Raw genomic sequence first — 18504 nt, 5'->3', positions numbered from 1 at the left:
CAAACTCAAAAGCCGACGAATTTCGTCGGCTTTTTTTCTATTTTTTTGATTGTATTTTTAGGCTTGATACTTTTTATACGCAGCTGCCATTTTTTTATCGTAATTGTTTTTATAATACAATGGGCCATTGTATTTTCTTGCAAAATCTGCCCATCTTTTATCTCGAAGCTCATCGTCTAAAAAAGTGTTCTTAATGTATTCTACAAAGCAATCTAAATGTGCAGATTCTGAAGTGTACATCGCCGTTACAAACTGTTGAAGACTGTTGCAACCTGCAAGTGCAAAATTAAAACCCATGATCTGAAATTTTCCCCAAGAAGCAGACATTAACGCTGCGTTTCTGTCTAGAGCAACGGCTTCTTGTAATCTTTTGTGTTGCGAGGCTACTGAGCCGTAACCTCCTGATGTTTTATTTGAAATGTTGGGATTTGATGTATCGAAAATACCTTTGGTAAGTTTAGAGAAAATGTGTCTCTCGAACAAGATAATGGGTTCATCGGTGGGTAAAAAACCATCTTGTTTAGATTCTACTTCTGCAACCGCTTTTATAGCAGCGACGTCGCAATTAAGCGTTTTTGCAGCCTTTTGGAAATCTTTTTCCTGTAGTTTAGGTTTCATAAGTTTTTAATTTTGAGTTGTTTAGTAGTTTTATATAAAATTACAACTATTTTTATATTCGTTGGAAAACTATTTTTTCTGCTGAAATTTTCTCCTTTTTAGTCAAAGAGAATAATGACGAATCTTCTTTTTTTTTCTGAATTTTTACCAACACTGCAAAAATCCCTCGCTTTTACGCGTATTTTTTGCATTATCTTTCATAAATTCGTTTAAAATTTAGAAAATTATGAGTTTTGGAATTGAAGCGGCAAGCTATTATGTGCCTTCTTTGTATTTGGAAATTAAACATTTAGCGGAAAAAAGAGGCATAGAACCAGCAAAATTGGAGAAAGGTTTAGGACTTCATAAAATGGGTTTTCCCGATGTACACGAAGATGCAGCTACATTTGCTGCTGAAGCTTTGTTAAAATTAATCACAGATTACGATATCAATCCTAAAGAAATTTCTAGAATCTACTTAGGAACAGAAAGCGCTCTTGATGCTGCAAAACCTACCGCAACGTATGCCATGCAAATGGTAGAAAAAGCTTTAGCAGAAAAGTTTGGGGAGAGAAGTTTCAAAAACTGTGATGTGGTAGACATGACTTTCGCGTGTATCGGTGCGGTAGATGCGCTTCACAATTCATTGGATTTTGTTCGTGTGAATCCTGATAAAAAGGCAATTGTAATCGCAAGTGATTACGCAAAATACGAACTCGCATCGTCTGGAGAATATACGCAAGGTGGGGGAGCGGTTGCGGTTTTAGTTTCTGCAAAACCTGATTTAATCGAGATTGAAAACAATTGGGGTGTTGCCACAGAATCTGTTTTTGATTTCTTTAAACCAAGAAGAAATTTCGCTAAAGAAAATTTGACCAATGCCCCAGAAAATTTCCCTGATAAAATTGAAGTTTTTACCGATGAACCGGTTTTCGACGGACAATATTCTAACCTTTGTTATCAGGATAGAATTCGTGAAGCTTACAACCATTATAAAGAAATTACAGGGCAAGAAAAACCTTATGAAAACTGGAAATACCTTATTTTCCATCTTCCGTATGCGTTTCATGGGAAAAGAGTTTTTACTGAAATTTACAGCCTGGAAAACGGATTGTCATATAACAATGCTGAAGAACAAAAAGCAGTAGCAAAATCAGAAGAATATATTCAGTTTATTAACGATAAAATTGAAAAATCACAAAGAGCTTCTTCGGAAATCGGAAATATGTACACAGCTTCTATTTTCATGGCATTGCTTTCTGCTTTGCAGACTTCATTTAATGAAAACGAAGATTTATCGTGTCAGGAAATTGGTTTCCTTGGGTATGGAAGTGGTTCTAAATCTAAAGTTTTTGCCGGTAAAGTTTCTGAAAACTGGAAATCTGTTGTCGCAAAATGGAATCTTTTTGAAAGCTTAAAAAACAGAACAGCTATCAGTTTTGATACCTATGAAAAACTTCACAGAAAACAGTTGGATTCTTCAATAAATCCCGAGTACAAAGGTTTCGGGCTACAATCTGTCGAAAAAGAAAACCCTGTTTTGATGGGTGCGAGATATTATGATTTTCAATAGTTGAAAAAATGTCACGAAGATTTTTTAGATTCTTATACAAAATAAACAGAGGCTGTTCAAAATTTTTGAACAGCCTCTGTTTATTTATTTTTTAACGACTTAGGAAGTGGAGGCGTTAAAAAAATTAGAAATTATTCCGTTAAGAAATTTCCACTGTTTGAGTGGCGGCAATGATTTTCTTTAGGTTTAATACTTATCTTTCCGCCCGAGTTTGGAAATTTTAGGAATAGTTTTTAATTTTTAGCCGGAATTTCCAGTCTTGATTTTTTGTTTCTTTAGCATCAAGGCAAAAGAAAAAAACAATTACTTCAACACTTGCACTTCAATTGCAGAATCTGCGAATACTTTAATGAATGCTTTGGTGTAATCTGCTTTGGTTGCCAAGTTCGGGTTTTCCATAAATTTTTGTGGATTTACCGCAAATAACGGAAACCATGTCGAAGAAATTTGAATCTGAATTTTATGCCCTTTTTTAAACGTATGAACTACATCTTGTAACTTAAAGTTCACCGCTGTTTTTTGATTCGGTTGTAAAGCTTCTGCTTTTTCTCTTGAATTTCTGAATCTTGCAGGCATTATTTCGCTTCTTACCATTTGGTGGTAGTTTCCGTAGATTACGCCGTCTTTTTTCTCGGAAGGTTTAAAATCTTCAGGATAAACATCAATCAGTTTTACGGCAAAATCTGCATCAGAAGAAGTTGATGCGATGTTTAATTTAGCTAAGATTTCTCCGGCAAAAGTAATATCATCTGTTAAAACATCTGTGGTAAACGTTAGAACATCAGGTCTTCCTTCTGCAAATCTCTGGTCTTCCGACATATAATTTCTTGGTGTGAACCCATTGAAATCTCTTAAGTTATCCGAACTTAGTACAGGGTTTTCAGGGTCGCTGTAATATTCAGAAAAGCCTTGTCCTGCGTTGCTTTTTAAAGTTTTATCGGCTAAATAGAAATCTACTTTTTGTGTATTCTTTGGAGGATATTGTGCAAATTCTCTCCATTCTTTAGAACCTGTGTCATACATCATGGCTTCTGGTAAACCTGCATCTTTTTTAGCATCTCCTTTTAGGTAATGAGCAAAGAATTTTGTTTCTAAGTTTTTCTGATAATACGTTGCAATACTATCTCCGAAATAAATTTGATTATGAAAATGCTTTCCTTCTTCTCTTCCCCAACCGCCATGAGAAAATGGTCCCATTACGATGGTATTTTTGGCTTTCGGACTTGTCTTTTCAATGGTTTTGTAAATATTTAACGGGCCAGAAAGGTCTTCTGCATCAAACCATCCACCAACAGTCATTACAGCGTGGTTAATGTTTTTAAGATGAGGGAGAAGGCTTCTCTTTTGCCAAAAATCGTCGTAGTTGGTGTGTTCCATAATTTCGGTCATGAAGAAATTATCTTTGTAATATTTCTCATAACCGTCTTTCAAAGTTCCCATGTCTCTGTAAAACTTTAGACCATCTTCAGACGTTGGTTTTATCATAGAATCTGTGTACCAAGCTTTGTTTTCTGGTTTTGTTTTCTGAACTCCGAAAACTGGGAATGTTCTGAAATATCCCAACATAAATCTTCCGTTGTGCAGAAAATCGTCATTCCAGAAATCTGAAATCGGTGCTTGTGGAGACGATGCCACCAAAGCAGGATGTTGCGCCAATGTTCCTACCGCTGTATAAAAACCAGGGTAAGAAGTCCCAAACTGACCTACTTTACCATTATTATTTTTGATGTTTTTTACTAAATACTCAATCGTGTCGTAGGTATCTGTGCTTTCGTCTACATCTTTTTTAGTTTTTCTTTCTACTTGTGGCGTCATGTTGGTGAAGGTTCCCTCACTCATGTATCTCCCACGAACGTCTTGATACACAAAAATATATTTGTCGTTCATTAAGTATTTATTAGGGCCTAAACTTCTTCTGTATTCGTTTTCGCCGTAAGGAGCGACAGAGTAGCAGGTTCTCTGCATTAGGAAAGGATATTTCTTAGCCTTTGAAATATCTTTAGGAATATACACCGATGTAAAAAGCTTCACGCCATCACGCATCGTAATGTAGAATTCTTGTTTCGTGAAGTTATCCTTTACAAAAGTATCGGGTTGTCTGTTTTGTGCGCTTCCCAAAATAAAAAGCAGCAACAGCAAAAATGAATATCGCATCTTCATATCTAAAATTTGATGCTAATTTAATGATTAAATTGCTTGTATCTGCGACTTCATTTAAAACAAAAATGTCGGGATGGTTTCTGTTTTTTTTTGAATAATTTTTGTTTGTTGATTAATTTATGTTTTTTGATTAATTTATGTTTTTTTTATTTTTGTAAAAACTAAAACAATGAAACAATTATTACTTGTAATACTATTTCCATCATTTCTATTTGCGCAAGAAGAATGGGAACATGTTGCAACTTCCTCTAATAAGGATACCTACTCCATTAGAAATACAATTAAACAAAGAAATTCTGATAACATAGTGTTTTGGGTTAAAGTACAAAAGCCTGATAAAATTGAAAAAACAGAGTCTGGTTCAATTTTTAAAGGTGGCGATTATGTTATTACTAAATATGAAGCAGACTGTGATAAGCAAACGTTACGTACTATAGTAGGTGTAGTTTATGATAAAAATGGTGCTGTTAAATTAAATATTCCTGAAAAATATCTTGCTGAAACAGTTATTATTGATTCAGTTGGAGAAACATTTTTAAACGCTGCTTGTAGGAAAATTTTTAATTAGAATTTTGATACAGTGGATTTGCTTCGTTCCTCGCTATGACCTCATCGTCTTTGAGAGGAGTGAGTAACGAACGACAAAGCAATCTTTTGAACAGATTGCTTTTTTATTGTAAACCTTGTCAAGGTTAATCGTAATGTATAGTAACCTTGACAAGGTTTCTTCTTGTTATGTTATTTCGCAGGCGCAAGCGTTTCGCTTGTGTCCGCTTTATGCTTGCTCACAGTTTGTAAATCTGCGAGTTCGGATGTTATTTTTTGAGCAAAAAATTTATTAATTCATTTTTTTCATCATTTGTTACTAAGTTTAAATCAATGATGTGTTCAAAGTCTTTTTTGTTATTAAATTGAGTTAGTAATAAACAATTTTCAAGAAGTAAAAAATTCTTAATCAAATCCCATTTAACGCTTTGTTGTATTAAAGGCGAATGAACATTAATTCCTTCTTTTGTAATATGTATTTCTGTTTTTTCTAAAAATGAAATCTTATTGAAAAATTCTTTTTTTGATTTACGGTATTTTAAATAACTCGTAAAGCATAAAATCAATAATAAGATTAAGACAATTATAATGATATAAATAGAGGTTTGATTGAACTGTGAAGAATTTTCAAAATCTTTTTTAAAGAAAATGATATGTTGTAAAAACATTACTAATGTAAGTAATGAGGTTATAGAAATTATCCGAATTCCTTTTACATAACTGTTGTTTTTAAATTTCCAATAAACTTCATTTTTTCTTAATAATGATTTTTTGTCTTGAATAATTTTGATATTCATTTTAACGTTTTGTATTATGTAATACCAAACCTTGCCAAGGTTTGACTTTTATTGTATCTGTGACTTATTTTATGTTTTCTTAAGGAATGTAAATCCGCGAGATTGGCGTACTATTTCTCAAGTCTATTCTTTCCCTTCCAAATATACGATTCCTCTTCAATGATTTTTATGGTTTTCCTTATTTTTTAAAATTAGGTTTTATTACAAATAGGTTAGTTCTTAGAAAAATGTTTTTTAAGAATAAACCTTGTCAAGGTTAAATTGATTCTTATGAACAACCTTAACAAGGTTTCATATTACAAAATGTTTATTTAGTTTAAAAGTAGTCTGTTCAATACCATCAAAATCCCTTTAAATCATTACCTTTATGACTTAATGTAATACTCGCCAATGGGAGAAATGTTTTTAGTTTGCGGAATTTTTGTTTCCGCTTTTGTGTCTTCGCAGACAAGAATCAATTATGCTTTGAAAATTACACATCCTGATAAAGATGAAAGATTGTACAATATGAATCTTGATGTAGAAGCTGGAACAACTTATTTCTATGATGAAAAACTTTTAGCAAACAGCAAATCTACTTCTAAGTCTAACCAGTTTTTGATTCATCAAAATACAAAGGAAGAAAATGTACAAATTGTTTACAGTGCAGAAAATAAACCCTATAAAATATCTTCTAAAGATAAAATCACTTGGAAGCTAGAGAATGAATTTAAAGAAATCGATCATTATAAACTTCAAAAAGCAACAGCAAACTTTGGAGAAAGAACTTGGACGGCTTGGTTTTGTCCGGATGTGAATATTACAGAAGGTCCCTATAAATTCAGAGATTTGCCAGGTCTTATTTTTGAATTGAGGGATAGTGAAAATATATTTGTTTACCAATTGACAAAGATTGAAAAGTTTAAAGCCGAAACAAAGAAATTGTCTTTTGATGTAACAAAAATTCAAGATATTTCAACAGAAAAGTATGATAAAATGATGGGCGATTTCTTCGAAAATCCTTTTTTAAAACAAAGAAGTCAGTTAACAAACGGAGTAGAATTGAATGTAGATGATAGAGATGTTCAGGTTCAAGATTTAAATAAAATGACTGCAGAGTTTAAGAAAAATATTAAAAATACCTATCCTCCCGCAGTTGAAATTAATCAATTCAAATTTTATAAAGAACAGATTTTAAACTAAAGAAAAACCCCGAAACAATTTGCTTCGGGGTTTTCGAATTTATATGAATTTGTGTTTTTTAGTTTTTTTTGCCTGCAAATTTGTTGAGTTTCATGCTTAAAGAAAACATAATATATCTTTTGAGAATCAGATCTTCACGGTCTTCAAAGTAAGTATTGGTAATGTTTCTTTTTACGCTTTGGTTTTGGTTTAGTACGTCATAAACTTTCACTTTTGCGGTAAGCTGTTTGTTGAAGAACGAATATCCTACACTGGTGTTCCAGAAATAGAAATCACGCTTAAAGCCAGGTGCAATGTTGGAAGTTGTGTTGTATTCAAAGTCATTTCCAATCACCAGTTTGCTTTTAAAGATGTAATTGGTAAGTTCCATCTTCATGATTTGGTTGGATGTTTCCACTTTATCAACGCTATAATTTTCGTAATTGCTGAAGTTATAACTGATGTTGTACGATGGTTTTACCGTAAGTTTATCTTTAATTTCGTAGGTAAGATTAAGACCTGGGTTAATATTATAACCGTTGCTTGTAAATTGCTGCGTATTAATAAAACCGGTGTTGTTGTTATAATTAAAAGAAACTCTAGGATTAATGCTTAGTTTGTTTTCTTTCCATTTATAAGTTTTGGTGAAACTTCCTCCAAGGTTAAAGTTTTTGTTCCCGCTAATGTTGGCGTAAGAAACGAATTGTTTACCAGATTCATCATAATAAGAATAGTTTACGACATCATTATTTTTATAGGTAAAACCAAAGTTGATGTAATAATTAATGTTTTTAACCATGTTAAAATTATTCATATAGATGTAGGTATTATTACTCCAAGTATTTTTCAGTTCCGGATTTCCGATATATGAAATCAAAGGATTGATGCGGTCTTCGTAAGGTGTAAGTTTTTCAGCAGAAGGAATATCGAAATTGTTGTAATTGTAAATACTAATTCTTTTGGTGTCAGAAAAATTATAGTTCATTCCGAAATTGGAGTTGGGAACGAAAAAGTTTTTTTCCATGTTAAAATTTTGCCCTTGGAAATTAGAATTGAGATCCATTTTTGTAATTCCCAATTCTGCATACGCCCACATATTGATTTTCTTTTTATTAAGATCAAAACCTAACTCGGGAGAAATCGTATTCATATCCTGATTCATGACATACGAAAGATCATCGTTAAGGTCTGAATAATCATTATTTAAAGCATCAAAATCATTTACATTTCTATTTTTGAGGTACTTTGTGGCAGTATAATTTACACTTAAATTCACTGTTGCCGAATCAGAAATTGGCTCAGAATATCCTGCACTGAAATTATATCTGTTGGTTTGGTTTTTACTCTTAGAAAGCTGGTTTCTAATATCATTTGGATCTGTAGAATTGTAGAAAATAGTCTGCGAATTGTTTAAATTCTTGGTGTTGTTTTCGCTAATGTTTGAATTTAACCCCACATTCATTAATCTTCCTTTCTTACTGAATTTTCTGGTGAAGAAAAGATTAGGATTAAATGAATAATTGTCTGTTTCAGTATTAGTATAAGATGTATTTTCGTTCAAAAGAACATCATTTCCAGAGGTAGAGTTTTTAGAATTACTAAAAGATCTCATTTCATTTTTACTGAAGGATGGCGAGAAATACATCGAAGTAAGAGAATCGATGGTAATTTTTGTTCTCACATCAAAACTATACACTTTTGTATCGTTTTCACCGTTGTTCTCTGAATTTGTTTTTAAAGTAGAGTTCGGAAGAAAGGTTGTTCTTGAAGATTTAGAACGGGTTTCCAGATTATTGTCTGTATGCACTACGCTAAAACTTTCAAGGTCTAAATCTTTATTGAATTTATCACTGTAATTCAAACCAATCGTGTTAGAACGTTGAATTCCCTTAGCGTTTTGCCCAGAAGTGTAATAGGTTGAGTTTCCGCTGGTAACAAAGCTTCCGCCTTGCAGCAACCATGAATTTCTTCCGTGTCCCATACTGTCGAAAACTTCATCGTTGGAAAATCCCTGCGAGTTAATATTATTGGAAGCCGCCAACAAACTTATTTTTGTGTCTTTTTTGAAGTAACTTATTAATCCGCTCGCTTCATATCTTTCATCCGAACCATATCCTGCAGTAAGACGGGAAATTAAGCCTTTATTTTTCTTTTCATCGATGGTAAAGTTAATGGTTGCGTTGTTCGATTTGGCTGCTTTGCCAGAAAGTTCTTCTTCTTTGGTTTTGGTGGTCGTAATCTGGATGTTTTTAATAATATCTGCAGGTAAATTTTGAAGAGCAATTTTCCCATCTTTATCGAAAAAAGGTTTTCCGTTGATGAGAATCTGGTCTGCTTCTTTACCATTCACGGTAATTTTTCCTTCGTTGCTGATTTCTACACCGGGAATTTGTTTTAAAAGTTCCTCTATTTTACTGTCGGGTCTTACTTTTATCGAAGAAGCATTGAATTCTATGGTGTCTTTTTTAATTTTAACCGGAGAAGCGGTAATTTTTACCTCTGCAATATCCTGAACTTTTGCATCGTCGAGTATAATTTCTCCGATGTTCTGTGAGCTTTCTATTTTATCAAAGATTTTTGAATAAGGTTTGTAGCGGTCTGCTTCAATTTTCAGTAAGCTTTCTTCTTTAATATCATCAAGTTTTAGCGCAAACTTTCCGTCATTGTTGGTAGAAGTGTAGTTGATGATTGCTGAATCTTTTACTTTTAAAAGATAAACGGTAGCGTTGGTAATTGGTTTTTGGTCACTAGTTTTTACTTTCCCGTCTAAGCTTATTTTTTGTGCTTGTGTTGCTAAAAACAAACTTAAAAGGAAAAATAACGAAAAAAAATTCCTCATTTTATAGTTTTGGTTATTTGATGAGGCAAAAATAGAAAAACATCCCAAAGTTGGGATGTTCCAATGTGTTAATATTTCTATAAATTATGAAATACTATGCTTTTAGATATCTAGAATAGGCATATCCTTCAACTCCTTCTGCGGTAGAAACTTTCCACCAGTCATCAGAAGTTTGCTCGACTAATGTTACAGAAGATCCTTTTGCTGCTTTACCAACAACGGCAGCTTCAGTAGAAGGCTCTTGTCTGATGTTCAGATTAGATTCTTCCGTTGCTACGCTTAATGCAGTACCTGCAGCTAAACCAGTAACCTGCACATCAATATTAATGTCTGATGCAGAGTAAGAAGCATCAATTGCACCTAAAGCGTTCCATACAGCATCTTTAGCTGCAGTATTGGCTGCGTCTCCAGATACGTAAAGAATACCATCTTGTTCCTGTACTTTTAAGTTTGAAATTCCTGCAGATTGTGCTGCAGAAACTACTGCTGAATATTTTTCTTCTAACATGCTCATGTTTTTATTATTTTACTGTGTAATTGAAGTTTACTTTACCAACTTTTAAAGCATCTACAGATTCTTTAATTTTTCTTGCCTGAGCCGGAGATACATTTCCTGTAAGAGTAAGTTCACCGTTTACCACTCCAACATTTACAGAAGGGAAATCTTTCACAGCATCTTTTACTTTTTGCTCAATAGCGGGATCAACCACAGAAGCTGTTTCTACTGGTGTATCTGCTACTGCAGCTTTTACTTCGGCCATATCGTGCACATCTTTAATACCTTTTAAAGCCTTCAATTGTGTAATTGCTGCGTCTTTTGCGGCTTGATCAGGGAAAGTTCCGCTAAGGTGAGCAACTCCATCTTTAATTTCTACAGAAGCTGTAGGTGTTGATGTAACTACAGAAGTTGCCTGTGTTTGTAAATCTGCATCAGAAACTTTCTTTTTACAAGAAACAGATGCGAAAGAAACTACTACTGCAAGAGCAGCCATTGTGAATGTTTTTTTCATAATTCGATTTTATTTTTTTTAAACGTGAATGGTAAATGTAATAATAAAATTTGTACCAAAATGTTAAATTTTGTGTGTGAAGCTGTAATTTTTATTTTAAAAACAGGTCTACTTATTTGTATGTCTATTTATTAGGGGAGTTTAGAGGGGTTTCACTGTATTTTAAAAATATTATATTTGTGCCACTTGATATAAATCTATGAAAGGACAGAATAAACTATTTTTTGCAATCATTATTGCGTTGGTATTGGGCGTTGGTCTTGGTGGGCTTGTGCATTTACAGTATCACGACAGTGCCGAATCTTTTTCTAAAAATATTAAACTCTTAGGAACTGTTTTTATCAGACTCGTTCAGATGATTATTGCGCCGTTGGTTTTTACTACTTTGGTGGTGGGAATTGCCAAAATGAGTGATATTAAAATGATTGGTAGAGTAGGGACAAAAGCAATGCTTTGGTTTATTTCTGCTTCATTGGTATCATTATTTATTGGTTTGGTTTTGGTGAATTGGCTAGAGCCAGGTCATGTTACAAAGTTCCCGACACAGGAAGCTGCTGCTGCAGATGAACTTCTGAAAACCAGTAAAGGTTTCTCAATGGAAGATTTTGTGAAACATATTATTCCTAAAAGTTTATTCGAAGCTTTTGCAACCAATGAAGTGCTTCAGATTGTTGTATTTTCGATAATGTTTGGGGTTGCTTTGGCGAATATGGGTGAAACGTATTCACAGCCTGTTATCAAACTTTTTGATGTTATTGCTCACGCTATTTTAAAAATGGTGGGTTACATTATGTGGTTTGCGCCGCTTGGTGTTTTCGGAGCTATTGCAGCGGTTGTTGCGACCAATGGTTTTGATATTTTTAAAGTTTACGCCATTTATCTTCGCGATTTCTTCTTCGCAATAGCAGTTTTATGGGCTGTGCTTTTATTGGTAGGCTATCTTATTTTAGGAAAAAGACTTTTCGAATTATTAAGAAGAATAAAATCGCCATTACTTATTGCATTTTCAACCACAAGTTCTGAAGCTGTTTTCCCGAAATTGGTAGAAGAGCTGGAAAGATTTGGATGTAACAATAGAGTCGTATCTTTTATTTTGCCATTAGGATATTCTTTTAACCTTGATGGAAGTATGATGTATATGACGTTTGCATCGATTTTTATCGCCCAGTTTTATGGTGTTGATATGACTTTAGGACAGCAAATTACCATGCTTTTGGTACTAATGTTAACATCAAAAGGAATTGCCGGAGTTCCGAGAGCATCTTTGGTAATTATTGTGGCAACGTGTACCATGTTTGATATTCCTGCAGCAGGTATTGCTTTAATTCTTCCAATCGACCATTTCTGCGATATGGCAAGAAGTATGACTAACGTTTTAGGAAACGCTTTAGCAACTTCAGCGGTTTCTAAATGGGAAGGTCAGTTGGAAAATCATGGAGGAGATATGTAATAGTTTTTTTAAGTTTTTGTACCACATTTTTTCAAAAGGCACAGTATGTGTATATAAGTTTTCATAACACTAAAAAATTATTATTATGAGAAGCTTATTATGGTTAGTAGCAGTAATCTGTATTATCGTTTGGGTATTAGGATTAGCAGGAGTTGGCGGAGGAATGGGATTAGGTAATTTAATTCACGTTCTGCTTGTTATCGCAATTATCGTTATTTTGTATAACATAATCTCCGGAAGAAAACCACTCGACTAGAGTAAAATTAAAAAAATGTAATAAAGTCTGTACCAAAAGTGCAGACTTTTTTTATGTCTTCTGTCAATGCTTATCTTAGATGGTTTCCATGAAAAATTTAGTAACTTTGGAGCCAATTTAAGAAACTGATGGATAATTTAGTTCAGGATACAACCGTTCAGAAACCAAAATGGATTAGGGTAAAACTTCCCACAGGAAAAAACTACCGAGAACTGAGAACTTTGGTAGATAAATATAAACTCAATACAATTTGCCAAAGCGGAAGCTGCCCAAATATGGGAGAATGTTGGGGTGAAGGTACTGCAACATTTATGATTTTGGGGAATATCTGTACCCGAAGCTGTGGTTTTTGTGGTGTGAAAACAGGTAAACCTTTAGATGTAAACTGGGACGAACCAGAAAAAGTAGCGAGATCTATTAAATTAATGAAGATTAAACACGCAGTTTTAACTTCGGTAGACCGTGACGATTTGAAAGATATGGGTTCAATTCTTTGGGCTGAAACCGTAAATGCAGTAAGAAGAATTTCACCAGGAACAACGATGGAGACTTTGATTCCGGATTTCCAAGGGATTACAAAGCATATTGATCGTTTGGTAGATGTTGCTCCGGAAGTAATCTCTCACAATATGGAAACCGTAAAACGTTTAACTAGAGAAGTGAGAATTCAAGCGAAATACGAAAGAAGCTTAGAAGTTTTAAGATACTTAAAAGAAGCCGGACAAAGACGTACAAAAACTGGGGTAATGCTTGGTTTAGGAGAAACTAAAGAAGAGGTTTTCCAAACGATTGAAGATATTAGAAACGCCAATGTAGATGTAATTACTTTAGGGCAATACCTACAACCCACAAAAAAACATCTTCCGGTAAAGAAATTTATCACGCCAGAAGAATTTGATGAGTTTGGAGATTTTGCCAGAAGTTTAGGTTTCAGACATGTAGAAAGTTCGCCTCTTGTAAGAAGTTCTTATCACGCAGAAAAACATATTCATTAAAAAATATCAGAGGTTATCTTTTTAGATAGCCTCTTTTTTTATGTTTTTTTACCGAAAAAGAACGAGCCTTGTAAAATTATTTACAAGGCCCGAATTAAACACAAACCACGATTAATAATTAATAGATGACTAATTATTTTGCGTGGTTCAAAACTATGGCAAATCGTCTTTTGATAAAAATTTTCTAACCCTCTGTAACCCTCACTTTGTCGAAAAAGTGCAAACAAGTATTATTTTCGGAGATTTTTAAGACATTTTCTTTGATCGCTACTTTTTTATAAATTAAGTTGATGTACAATCATTCAGCAAGCCTATGTCTTTTTTTAAAGGCAGAAGGGGTTTCACCAATATATTTTTTAAATAATTTGTTGAAATAAGAAAGGCTTTCAAAACCCACATTTAGGCAAACTTCGGTAATACTTACATTTTGTAGCAACAACAATTTAGCTTGATTTATTCTGTAAGTATTTACAAAATCGGTAAATGTCATGTTGGTTTGCTTCTTAAAATATCGGCAAAAAGCAGGAGTACTGAGGTTGGTTGCTTTTGCGATAGTATTAACATCTGGATTTTTATCATAATTTTCATGAATATAATCGTAGATGGTTCCCATTCTTATTTTATCGTTTAGAAACCATTTTATTCTCGTGTCTTCGGAGTTGAGTTCAGAGAATTCTGTAGATTCTGCTAATGTTTGCAAAACACATAATAAATCTAGTAAAGATTCAAAATTACTTTTCTCAAACATTAATTTTAGCTTTTCAACAACTATTTTTTTAGTTTCACCATGAAAATTTAAGCCAAGATACGAACGCTCTAAAAGCTCATGGATTTTTGAAAATTCAGGGGTTGGAAAAACCATTTTTTGCAAAAAATCTTCTCGTATTTGTAAAACCATCTGTTTGCATTCAGTTTGGATGTTATAATCGAAATTAAGATGAGGTACATTAGAACCAATCAACAATAAAGCGCTTTCTTTAAAATCACTAATGTTTTTTCCGACGTGGCAAATTCCTTTAGAAGCTTCTACATATACCAATTCTATTTCCGGGTGATAATGCCAGAAAAAGTAATCTTTCATGGAAGGTGTTATCAGTTTAAACGATCTCCCTTCTTCAAAATGAATACTTTCTTTTTGAATTTTCATGTTTTATTTTGATATTTTGTTTGTTTAAAATAATTTAATATTGTCAATATAGAGCAAAATTACATCATTTTAGAAGAAGTTTTTACCATTTTTTATTCTGATTTTTGCACCTTAATTTAATCAATGCTTCATAAGTAATAAATGAAGCGAAAAATAAAAAACAATGAGAGGGATAGATAAACGAATAATACCTTTAGCAATTGCTGGTCTAGGAATAGGAACAACAGAGTTTACAATTATGGGGCTTTTGCCAGATCTTGCCAAGTCTCTTGCAATAAGCATTCCTGAAGCGGGACGTTTAATTTCGGCTTATGCTTTTGGAGTGGTGATTGGCGCTCCTATTTTAATAGGATATTCCGTAAAGTTTCCACCGAAGAAAGTTTTACTTGCTTTAATGGTGCTTTTCACTTTTTTTAACGGATTATCTGCACTGATGCCCGATTATTCTTCGATGATGGTGGTGAGGTTTTTGTCTGGTTTGCCTCATGGAGCCTTTTTCGGAGTGGGAACTGTTGTGGCTTCCAGAATGGGTGGTAAAGGAAAAGAGGCTTTTTATATTTCTTTGATGTTTACAGGGCTCACTTTAGCAAATCTTGCAATGGTTCCGTTGGTTACCTACATTGGTCATCTCTATCATTGGCGATATTACTTTGCCATTGTTGCAGTGATTGGCCTTTTTGCCTTGCTTTTCATTAAACTTTGGCTTCCGGAAATGGAGTCTAATCAAGATGCTCATTTCAAGGACGAAATAAAATTCTTACAAACAAAACAAGCGTGGTTGGTTTTAGCGATTACAGCGATTGGTTTTGGGGGTTTGTTTACTTGGTTTAGTTACATCACGCCTTTAATGACTATCGTTTCTGGTGTAAAAACTGATCAAATGGCGTATGTAATGATTCTTGCAGGAGCAGGAATGGTGGTTGGAAACTTAGTTGGTGGATATATTTCAGACAGAATGAGCCCAGAGAAAACGTGTATTTTGTTCCTTTCGTTGATGATGACGGCTTTATGTTCAGTCTTTTTCTTTTCAGAAAATAAAACAATTTCTCTTGTGTTAACCTTTGTTTGTGGGGCTTTATCGATGTCGGTTTCAGCGCCAATTAATATTATGATGATGAAAGCTGCGCCGAAAAGTGAAATGATGGCAGCTGCTTTTATGCAAGCTGCGTTTAATATTGCGAATGCAATGGGAGCTTTTTTGGGAGGAATTCCTTTGGAATATGATTTACCGTATAATTATCCTTCGCTTGTGGGCGTAGGAATGACGATGATTGGTTTAATGATAAGTATTCGTTACATGTTTTTATATCATAAACAGCAGCCAAAAGAAGTTTATGCTGATTAGTTTTAAGAAAATTAAAACATTAAAAAATCCTGGTTGAGCATACGCACAGCCAGGATTTTTTTTAACTAACTTTTATATAACTTTCAATTTCGTTACCGTTATTGCACCAATAGAGAGCATTGTATAAATCGTCTTTGGCAAAAGCTTTAAATTCTCCAGGCATTATAACACTAAAGATTTCCGTAAAGTTTTGTATTTGGCTACTATCTGTAACAATAGCAGCTCTGTTCCATTTTGCAAGGTTTTTAATTCCTAAAAAAAAATCCTGAAACCATGCTCCTGCCGTAAAATCTTTTAGTTCTGTATCGATCAGCATCAAATAATTAAGTTCATCAAACTTTGCTACTTTCTTCGCAACTTGAGGGTTTACAACCGTTTCAAAATCATGTTTTGTTACTTCGTCTGAAGCTTTAAACGCTGCTACATTTTCCGGAGAATCGGGAATAATTGTTATCATATATTAATTTTTAATGTTTTGGTGAAAAAAAGTAAACAATAATTAAACCAATTTAATTTTTAGCAAAAAAAGGCTTGATTGTTGATGAATAATGATTAAATAATAAATTATGGATCTCAAATCTAATGAACCTTTCTGGTTGGTTAAAAATGGTATTATTTCATCTTACCCCTCATTGAAAGAAGATAAAGAATGCGATGTTCTTATTATTGGTGGTGGTATTACCGGTAGTCTTATTGCGCATCAAATGATAAAAGATGGGCACAACACGATTTTGATAGATAAAAGAGAAATTTGTAACGGAAGCACTTCTGCAACCACTTCTATGCTGCAGTATGAGATAGATGTTCCTTTGTATGAACTTTCTGAAATGATCGGCAAAGAACCCGCAATTATGAGTTATAAAGCTTGTGAAAAAGCTATTGAAGATATAGGAAACTTGGTGAAAGAAATTAAGTCGAGATCAGGTTTTAAAAAGAAACAGTCTTTATTTTTTGCCGCAAGAAAAAAAGATGAAAACTGGTTGATAAAAGAGTATGAAGCTAGAAAAAATGCAGGATTTGAAGTTGAATATTTAGGAGCAGATGATATTGAAAGGAAATTTGAAATTTCGAATTCTTATGGCGGAATTTTATCTAAATCTGGCGGAAGTTTAGATGCGTTTAAATTTGCTCACGAATTATTAAGGTTTAATGAAAAAAAAGGCTTGGAAATTTTCGATAAAACAGAACTACGTTCTGTAAAATACCTTAAAGATCACAATTTAGCATTAACAACCACTGGTTTTACGATTAAGACAAAAAAAATTATCTATTGTGTTGGTTATGAATCTAAAGAATTGATTAAAGAAAATTTTGTGGATTTGAAAAGTACTTTTGCTATCGTTTCAGAAATTCATTCTGAGCAAATTAAAAACATAGAAAATACATTAATTTGGAATACAGATGAGCCTTACTTGTACATGAGAACTACGGATGATGGCAGGCTTCTAATTGGTGGGGGAGACGAAGATTTTTATAACGCAGAAAAACGGGATGGTCTTCTTTTGAAAAAGGAGAAAGAAATTTTGCGAAATCTTAAAAGAATAAAACCTAATCATCATTTTTATACTGATTTTACCTGGGCGGGAACATTTGGTGAAACTAAAGATGGCCTTCCATACATCGGTGAGCATAAAAAGTTTAAAAACTCATATTTTGTATGTGGTTTTGGTGGGAACGGAATTACTTTTTCTGTTACCGGAATGGAAATGGCGTCCGCTTTTATGAAAGGAAAAAAACATCCTCTTTCTGAATATTTTAAATTTGGAAGATAGATGGGAGGAAAATTTTCGGGGCTCGCCAAAGGCGAGCCCCGAAAATTTTTATATTGTAAATTACCAGTTCGTTAAACCGTTTTCTAAAGCTTTTTGATAATTTTCTTCATCAAAACTATAAAGATCTGGAGATTTGTGTGCGCCACCACGTCTCTGTTCGTCTAGTTTTTTCAGAATTCCTAAGTTTTTTATTTTTCGATAAAAATTACCTCTGTTTAGTTCTTTACCTAAAATTACCTCGTATAATTTCTGAATTTCAGATAGTGTAAATTTTTCAGGTAGAAGATTATATCCAATAGGTTTTATGGCTATTTTTTCTCTTAAGGCAAGAATTGCTTTCTCGATAATCTCACGATGATCCATTCCAAAATCTAAATCTTTCAGTTGGTTTACGTATACCCATTCGCAGTATTGGCTAAGCTCATCACTCACCAAATTACCTTGAGAAGGATTGTATAGGGCAAGATAACCAACAGCAATAAATCGTTGTTTATGGAAAAGAGTTTCGTCAAAATCTTCAAAATAATGTTCAGTACGATTTTTTTTACCGAAAACGCCAAATTCTTGCAGGTACACATCGGTAAGGCCTGTTCTGTCTTTAATGATTCTTTGCACAGCATCATCCAGGTTCTCGTCTTTGCGGATATATCCTCCTGGTAAAAGCCATTTATCGCGATAGTTCATTTTTACGAGAAGAACTTTCAGTTCATTGTTTTCAAATCCAAAAATAACAGGATCTGCAGAGATGTGCGAAAGATATATTTCTTTTGCTATTTCAGATCTGTTTAAGAATTGCTGTTTTGAGTCCATGTAAAGGTTTAGAAATAAGGTAATATTTGTTGTCGCTAATATCGAT

17 protein-coding genes are annotated in these 18504 nt (G+C 33.5%); 8 read left to right on the top strand and 9 right to left on the bottom strand.

All coding sequences use genetic code 11. The annotated features are described in order from the left end of the window. Positions 1 to 57 precede the first annotated feature (57 nt). Positions 58 to 618: an N-acetylmuramidase family protein gene (locus AC2A1D_RS02820; RefSeq protein WP_484042151.1), complete on the bottom strand. Its 561-nt coding sequence runs from the start codon at positions 616 to 618 to the stop codon at positions 58 to 60. Positions 619 to 844: 226 nt separating this feature from the next. Here AC2A1D_RS02820 and AC2A1D_RS02815 point away from each other — a divergent pair, with 226 nt between their 5' ends. Further along, positions 845 to 2170, top strand: a complete 1326-nt coding sequence (locus AC2A1D_RS02815; RefSeq protein ID WP_484042150.1) for a hydroxymethylglutaryl-CoA synthase family protein — start codon at positions 845 to 847, stop codon at positions 2168 to 2170. Positions 2171 to 2473: 303 nt separating this feature from the next. On the opposite strand, the gene AC2A1D_RS02810 is transcribed toward AC2A1D_RS02815, so the two are convergent. After that, on the bottom strand, positions 2474 to 4324 hold the full coding sequence (locus AC2A1D_RS02810) for a CocE/NonD family hydrolase (protein WP_484042149.1): 1851 nt from the start codon (positions 4322 to 4324) through the stop codon (positions 2474 to 2476). A gap of 175 nt (positions 4325 to 4499) precedes the next feature. On the opposite strand from AC2A1D_RS02810, the gene AC2A1D_RS02805 reads away from it, so the two are divergent. Further along, entirely contained in the window at positions 4500 to 4898 is a 399-nt protein-coding gene (locus AC2A1D_RS02805) for a surface-adhesin E family protein (RefSeq protein WP_484042148.1), read from the top strand. A gap of 247 nt (positions 4899 to 5145) precedes the next feature. On the opposite strand, the gene AC2A1D_RS02800 is transcribed toward AC2A1D_RS02805, so the two are convergent. Continuing rightward, positions 5146 to 5673, bottom strand: coding sequence for a hypothetical protein (locus AC2A1D_RS02800; protein ID WP_484042147.1), 528 nt, complete (start codon positions 5671 to 5673; stop codon positions 5146 to 5148). 390 nt (positions 5674 to 6063) lie between these two features. On the opposite strand from AC2A1D_RS02800, the gene AC2A1D_RS02795 reads away from it, so the two are divergent. Then, a complete protein-coding gene (locus tag AC2A1D_RS02795) occupies positions 6064 to 6855 on the top strand; it encodes a GLPGLI family protein (RefSeq protein ID WP_484042146.1) in 792 nt (263 codons plus the stop codon). A 58-nt stretch (positions 6856 to 6913) separates the two neighbouring features. On the opposite strand, the gene AC2A1D_RS02790 is transcribed toward AC2A1D_RS02795, so the two are convergent. The 3 genes from AC2A1D_RS02790 to AC2A1D_RS02780 all read right to left on the bottom strand — a co-directional run bounded on the left by AC2A1D_RS02790 (position 6914) and on the right by AC2A1D_RS02780 (position 10683). Next, positions 6914 to 9673, bottom strand: a complete 2760-nt coding sequence (locus AC2A1D_RS02790) for an outer membrane beta-barrel protein (RefSeq protein WP_484042145.1) — start codon at positions 9671 to 9673, stop codon at positions 6914 to 6916. A 94-nt stretch (positions 9674 to 9767) separates the two neighbouring features. Then, a complete protein-coding gene (locus AC2A1D_RS02785) occupies positions 9768 to 10187 on the bottom strand; it encodes an SH3 domain-containing protein (RefSeq protein WP_484042144.1) in 420 nt (139 codons plus the stop codon). 7 nt (positions 10188 to 10194) lie between these two features. After that, entirely contained in the window at positions 10195 to 10683 is a 489-nt protein-coding gene (locus tag AC2A1D_RS02780) for a BON domain-containing protein (protein ID WP_484042143.1), read from the bottom strand. A 199-nt stretch (positions 10684 to 10882) separates the two neighbouring features. On the opposite strand from AC2A1D_RS02780, the gene AC2A1D_RS02775 reads away from it, so the two are divergent. The 3 genes from AC2A1D_RS02775 to lipA all read left to right on the top strand — a co-directional run bounded on the left by AC2A1D_RS02775 (position 10883) and on the right by lipA (position 13384). After that, entirely contained in the window at positions 10883 to 12133 is a 1251-nt protein-coding gene (locus AC2A1D_RS02775) for a dicarboxylate/amino acid:cation symporter (protein ID WP_484042142.1), read from the top strand. An 85-nt stretch (positions 12134 to 12218) separates the two neighbouring features. Beyond that, positions 12219 to 12389 carry a lmo0937 family membrane protein gene (locus AC2A1D_RS02770; RefSeq protein WP_056032445.1) on the top strand — a complete coding sequence of 57 codons (171 nt, stop codon included), beginning with the start codon at positions 12219 to 12221 and terminating at the stop codon, positions 12387 to 12389. A gap of 128 nt (positions 12390 to 12517) precedes the next feature. Then, a complete protein-coding gene (lipA, locus tag AC2A1D_RS02765; RefSeq protein WP_484042141.1) occupies positions 12518 to 13384 on the top strand; it encodes a lipoyl synthase in 867 nt (288 codons plus the stop codon). A gap of 298 nt (positions 13385 to 13682) precedes the next feature. Here the strand turns inward: lipA and AC2A1D_RS02760 are convergent, their stop codons facing one another. Then, entirely contained in the window at positions 13683 to 14531 is an 849-nt protein-coding gene (locus AC2A1D_RS02760) for an AraC family transcriptional regulator (protein WP_484042140.1), read from the bottom strand. Between the two features lie 172 nt (positions 14532 to 14703). Between AC2A1D_RS02760 and AC2A1D_RS02755 the strand changes: the two genes are divergently transcribed. Then, complete coding sequence (locus AC2A1D_RS02755; RefSeq protein WP_484042328.1) at positions 14704 to 15876, top strand: MFS transporter; 1173 nt, start codon at positions 14704 to 14706, stop codon at positions 15874 to 15876. 61 nt (positions 15877 to 15937) lie between these two features. On the opposite strand, the gene AC2A1D_RS02750 is transcribed toward AC2A1D_RS02755, so the two are convergent. After that, positions 15938 to 16333, bottom strand: a complete 396-nt coding sequence (locus tag AC2A1D_RS02750; protein WP_484042139.1) for a SpoIIAA family protein — start codon at positions 16331 to 16333, stop codon at positions 15938 to 15940. Positions 16334 to 16442: 109 nt separating this feature from the next. Between AC2A1D_RS02750 and AC2A1D_RS02745 the strand changes: the two genes are divergently transcribed. Next, positions 16443 to 17648 carry an NAD(P)/FAD-dependent oxidoreductase gene (locus AC2A1D_RS02745; RefSeq protein WP_484042138.1) on the top strand — a complete coding sequence of 402 codons (1206 nt, stop codon included), beginning with the start codon at positions 16443 to 16445 and terminating at the stop codon, positions 17646 to 17648. 60 nt (positions 17649 to 17708) lie between these two features. Here the strand turns inward: AC2A1D_RS02745 and AC2A1D_RS02740 are convergent, their stop codons facing one another. After that, positions 17709 to 18458, bottom strand: coding sequence for an NUDIX hydrolase (locus tag AC2A1D_RS02740; protein ID WP_484042137.1), 750 nt, complete (start codon positions 18456 to 18458; stop codon positions 17709 to 17711). Positions 18459 to 18504 lie beyond the last annotated feature (46 nt).

This window comes from Chryseobacterium sp. HNCC26DJ239 (assembly GCF_057180445.1).
Note: the sequence above shows the minus strand (reverse complement) of the source record. Positions and strands in the feature narration are given on the sequence as shown.

Bases quoted from the DNA above. Each gene is read 5' to 3' on its own strand.
- AC2A1D_RS02820 (WP_484042151.1), bottom strand. From the start codon at position 618: ATGAAACCTAAACTACAGGAAAAAGATTTCCAAAAGGCTGCAAAAACG.
- AC2A1D_RS02815 (WP_484042150.1), top strand. From the start codon at position 845: ATGAGTTTTGGAATTGAAGCGGCAAGCTATTATGTGCCTTCTTTGTAT.
- AC2A1D_RS02810 (WP_484042149.1), bottom strand. From the start codon at position 4,324: ATGCGATATTCATTTTTGCTGTTGCTGCTTTTTATTTTGGGAAGCGCA.
- AC2A1D_RS02805 (WP_484042148.1), top strand. From the start codon at position 4,500: ATGAAACAATTATTACTTGTAATACTATTTCCATCATTTCTATTTGCG.
- AC2A1D_RS02800 (WP_484042147.1), bottom strand. From the start codon at position 5,673: ATGAATATCAAAATTATTCAAGACAAAAAATCATTATTAAGAAAAAAT.
- AC2A1D_RS02795 (WP_484042146.1), top strand. From the start codon at position 6,064: ATGGGAGAAATGTTTTTAGTTTGCGGAATTTTTGTTTCCGCTTTTGTG.
- AC2A1D_RS02790 (WP_484042145.1), bottom strand. From the start codon at position 9,673: ATGAGGAATTTTTTTTCGTTATTTTTCCTTTTAAGTTTGTTTTTAGCA.
- AC2A1D_RS02785 (WP_484042144.1), bottom strand. From the start codon at position 10,187: ATGAGCATGTTAGAAGAAAAATATTCAGCAGTAGTTTCTGCAGCACAA.
- AC2A1D_RS02780 (WP_484042143.1), bottom strand. From the start codon at position 10,683: ATGAAAAAAACATTCACAATGGCTGCTCTTGCAGTAGTAGTTTCTTTC.
- AC2A1D_RS02775 (WP_484042142.1), top strand. From the start codon at position 10,883: ATGAAAGGACAGAATAAACTATTTTTTGCAATCATTATTGCGTTGGTA.
- AC2A1D_RS02770 (WP_056032445.1), top strand. From the start codon at position 12,219: ATGAGAAGCTTATTATGGTTAGTAGCAGTAATCTGTATTATCGTTTGG.
- lipA (WP_484042141.1), top strand. From the start codon at position 12,518: ATGGATAATTTAGTTCAGGATACAACCGTTCAGAAACCAAAATGGATT.
- AC2A1D_RS02760 (WP_484042140.1), bottom strand. From the start codon at position 14,531: ATGAAAATTCAAAAAGAAAGTATTCATTTTGAAGAAGGGAGATCGTTT.
- AC2A1D_RS02750 (WP_484042139.1), bottom strand. From the start codon at position 16,333: ATGATAACAATTATTCCCGATTCTCCGGAAAATGTAGCAGCGTTTAAA.
- AC2A1D_RS02745 (WP_484042138.1), top strand. From the start codon at position 16,443: ATGGATCTCAAATCTAATGAACCTTTCTGGTTGGTTAAAAATGGTATT.
- AC2A1D_RS02740 (WP_484042137.1), bottom strand. From the start codon at position 18,458: ATGGACTCAAAACAGCAATTCTTAAACAGATCTGAAATAGCAAAAGAA.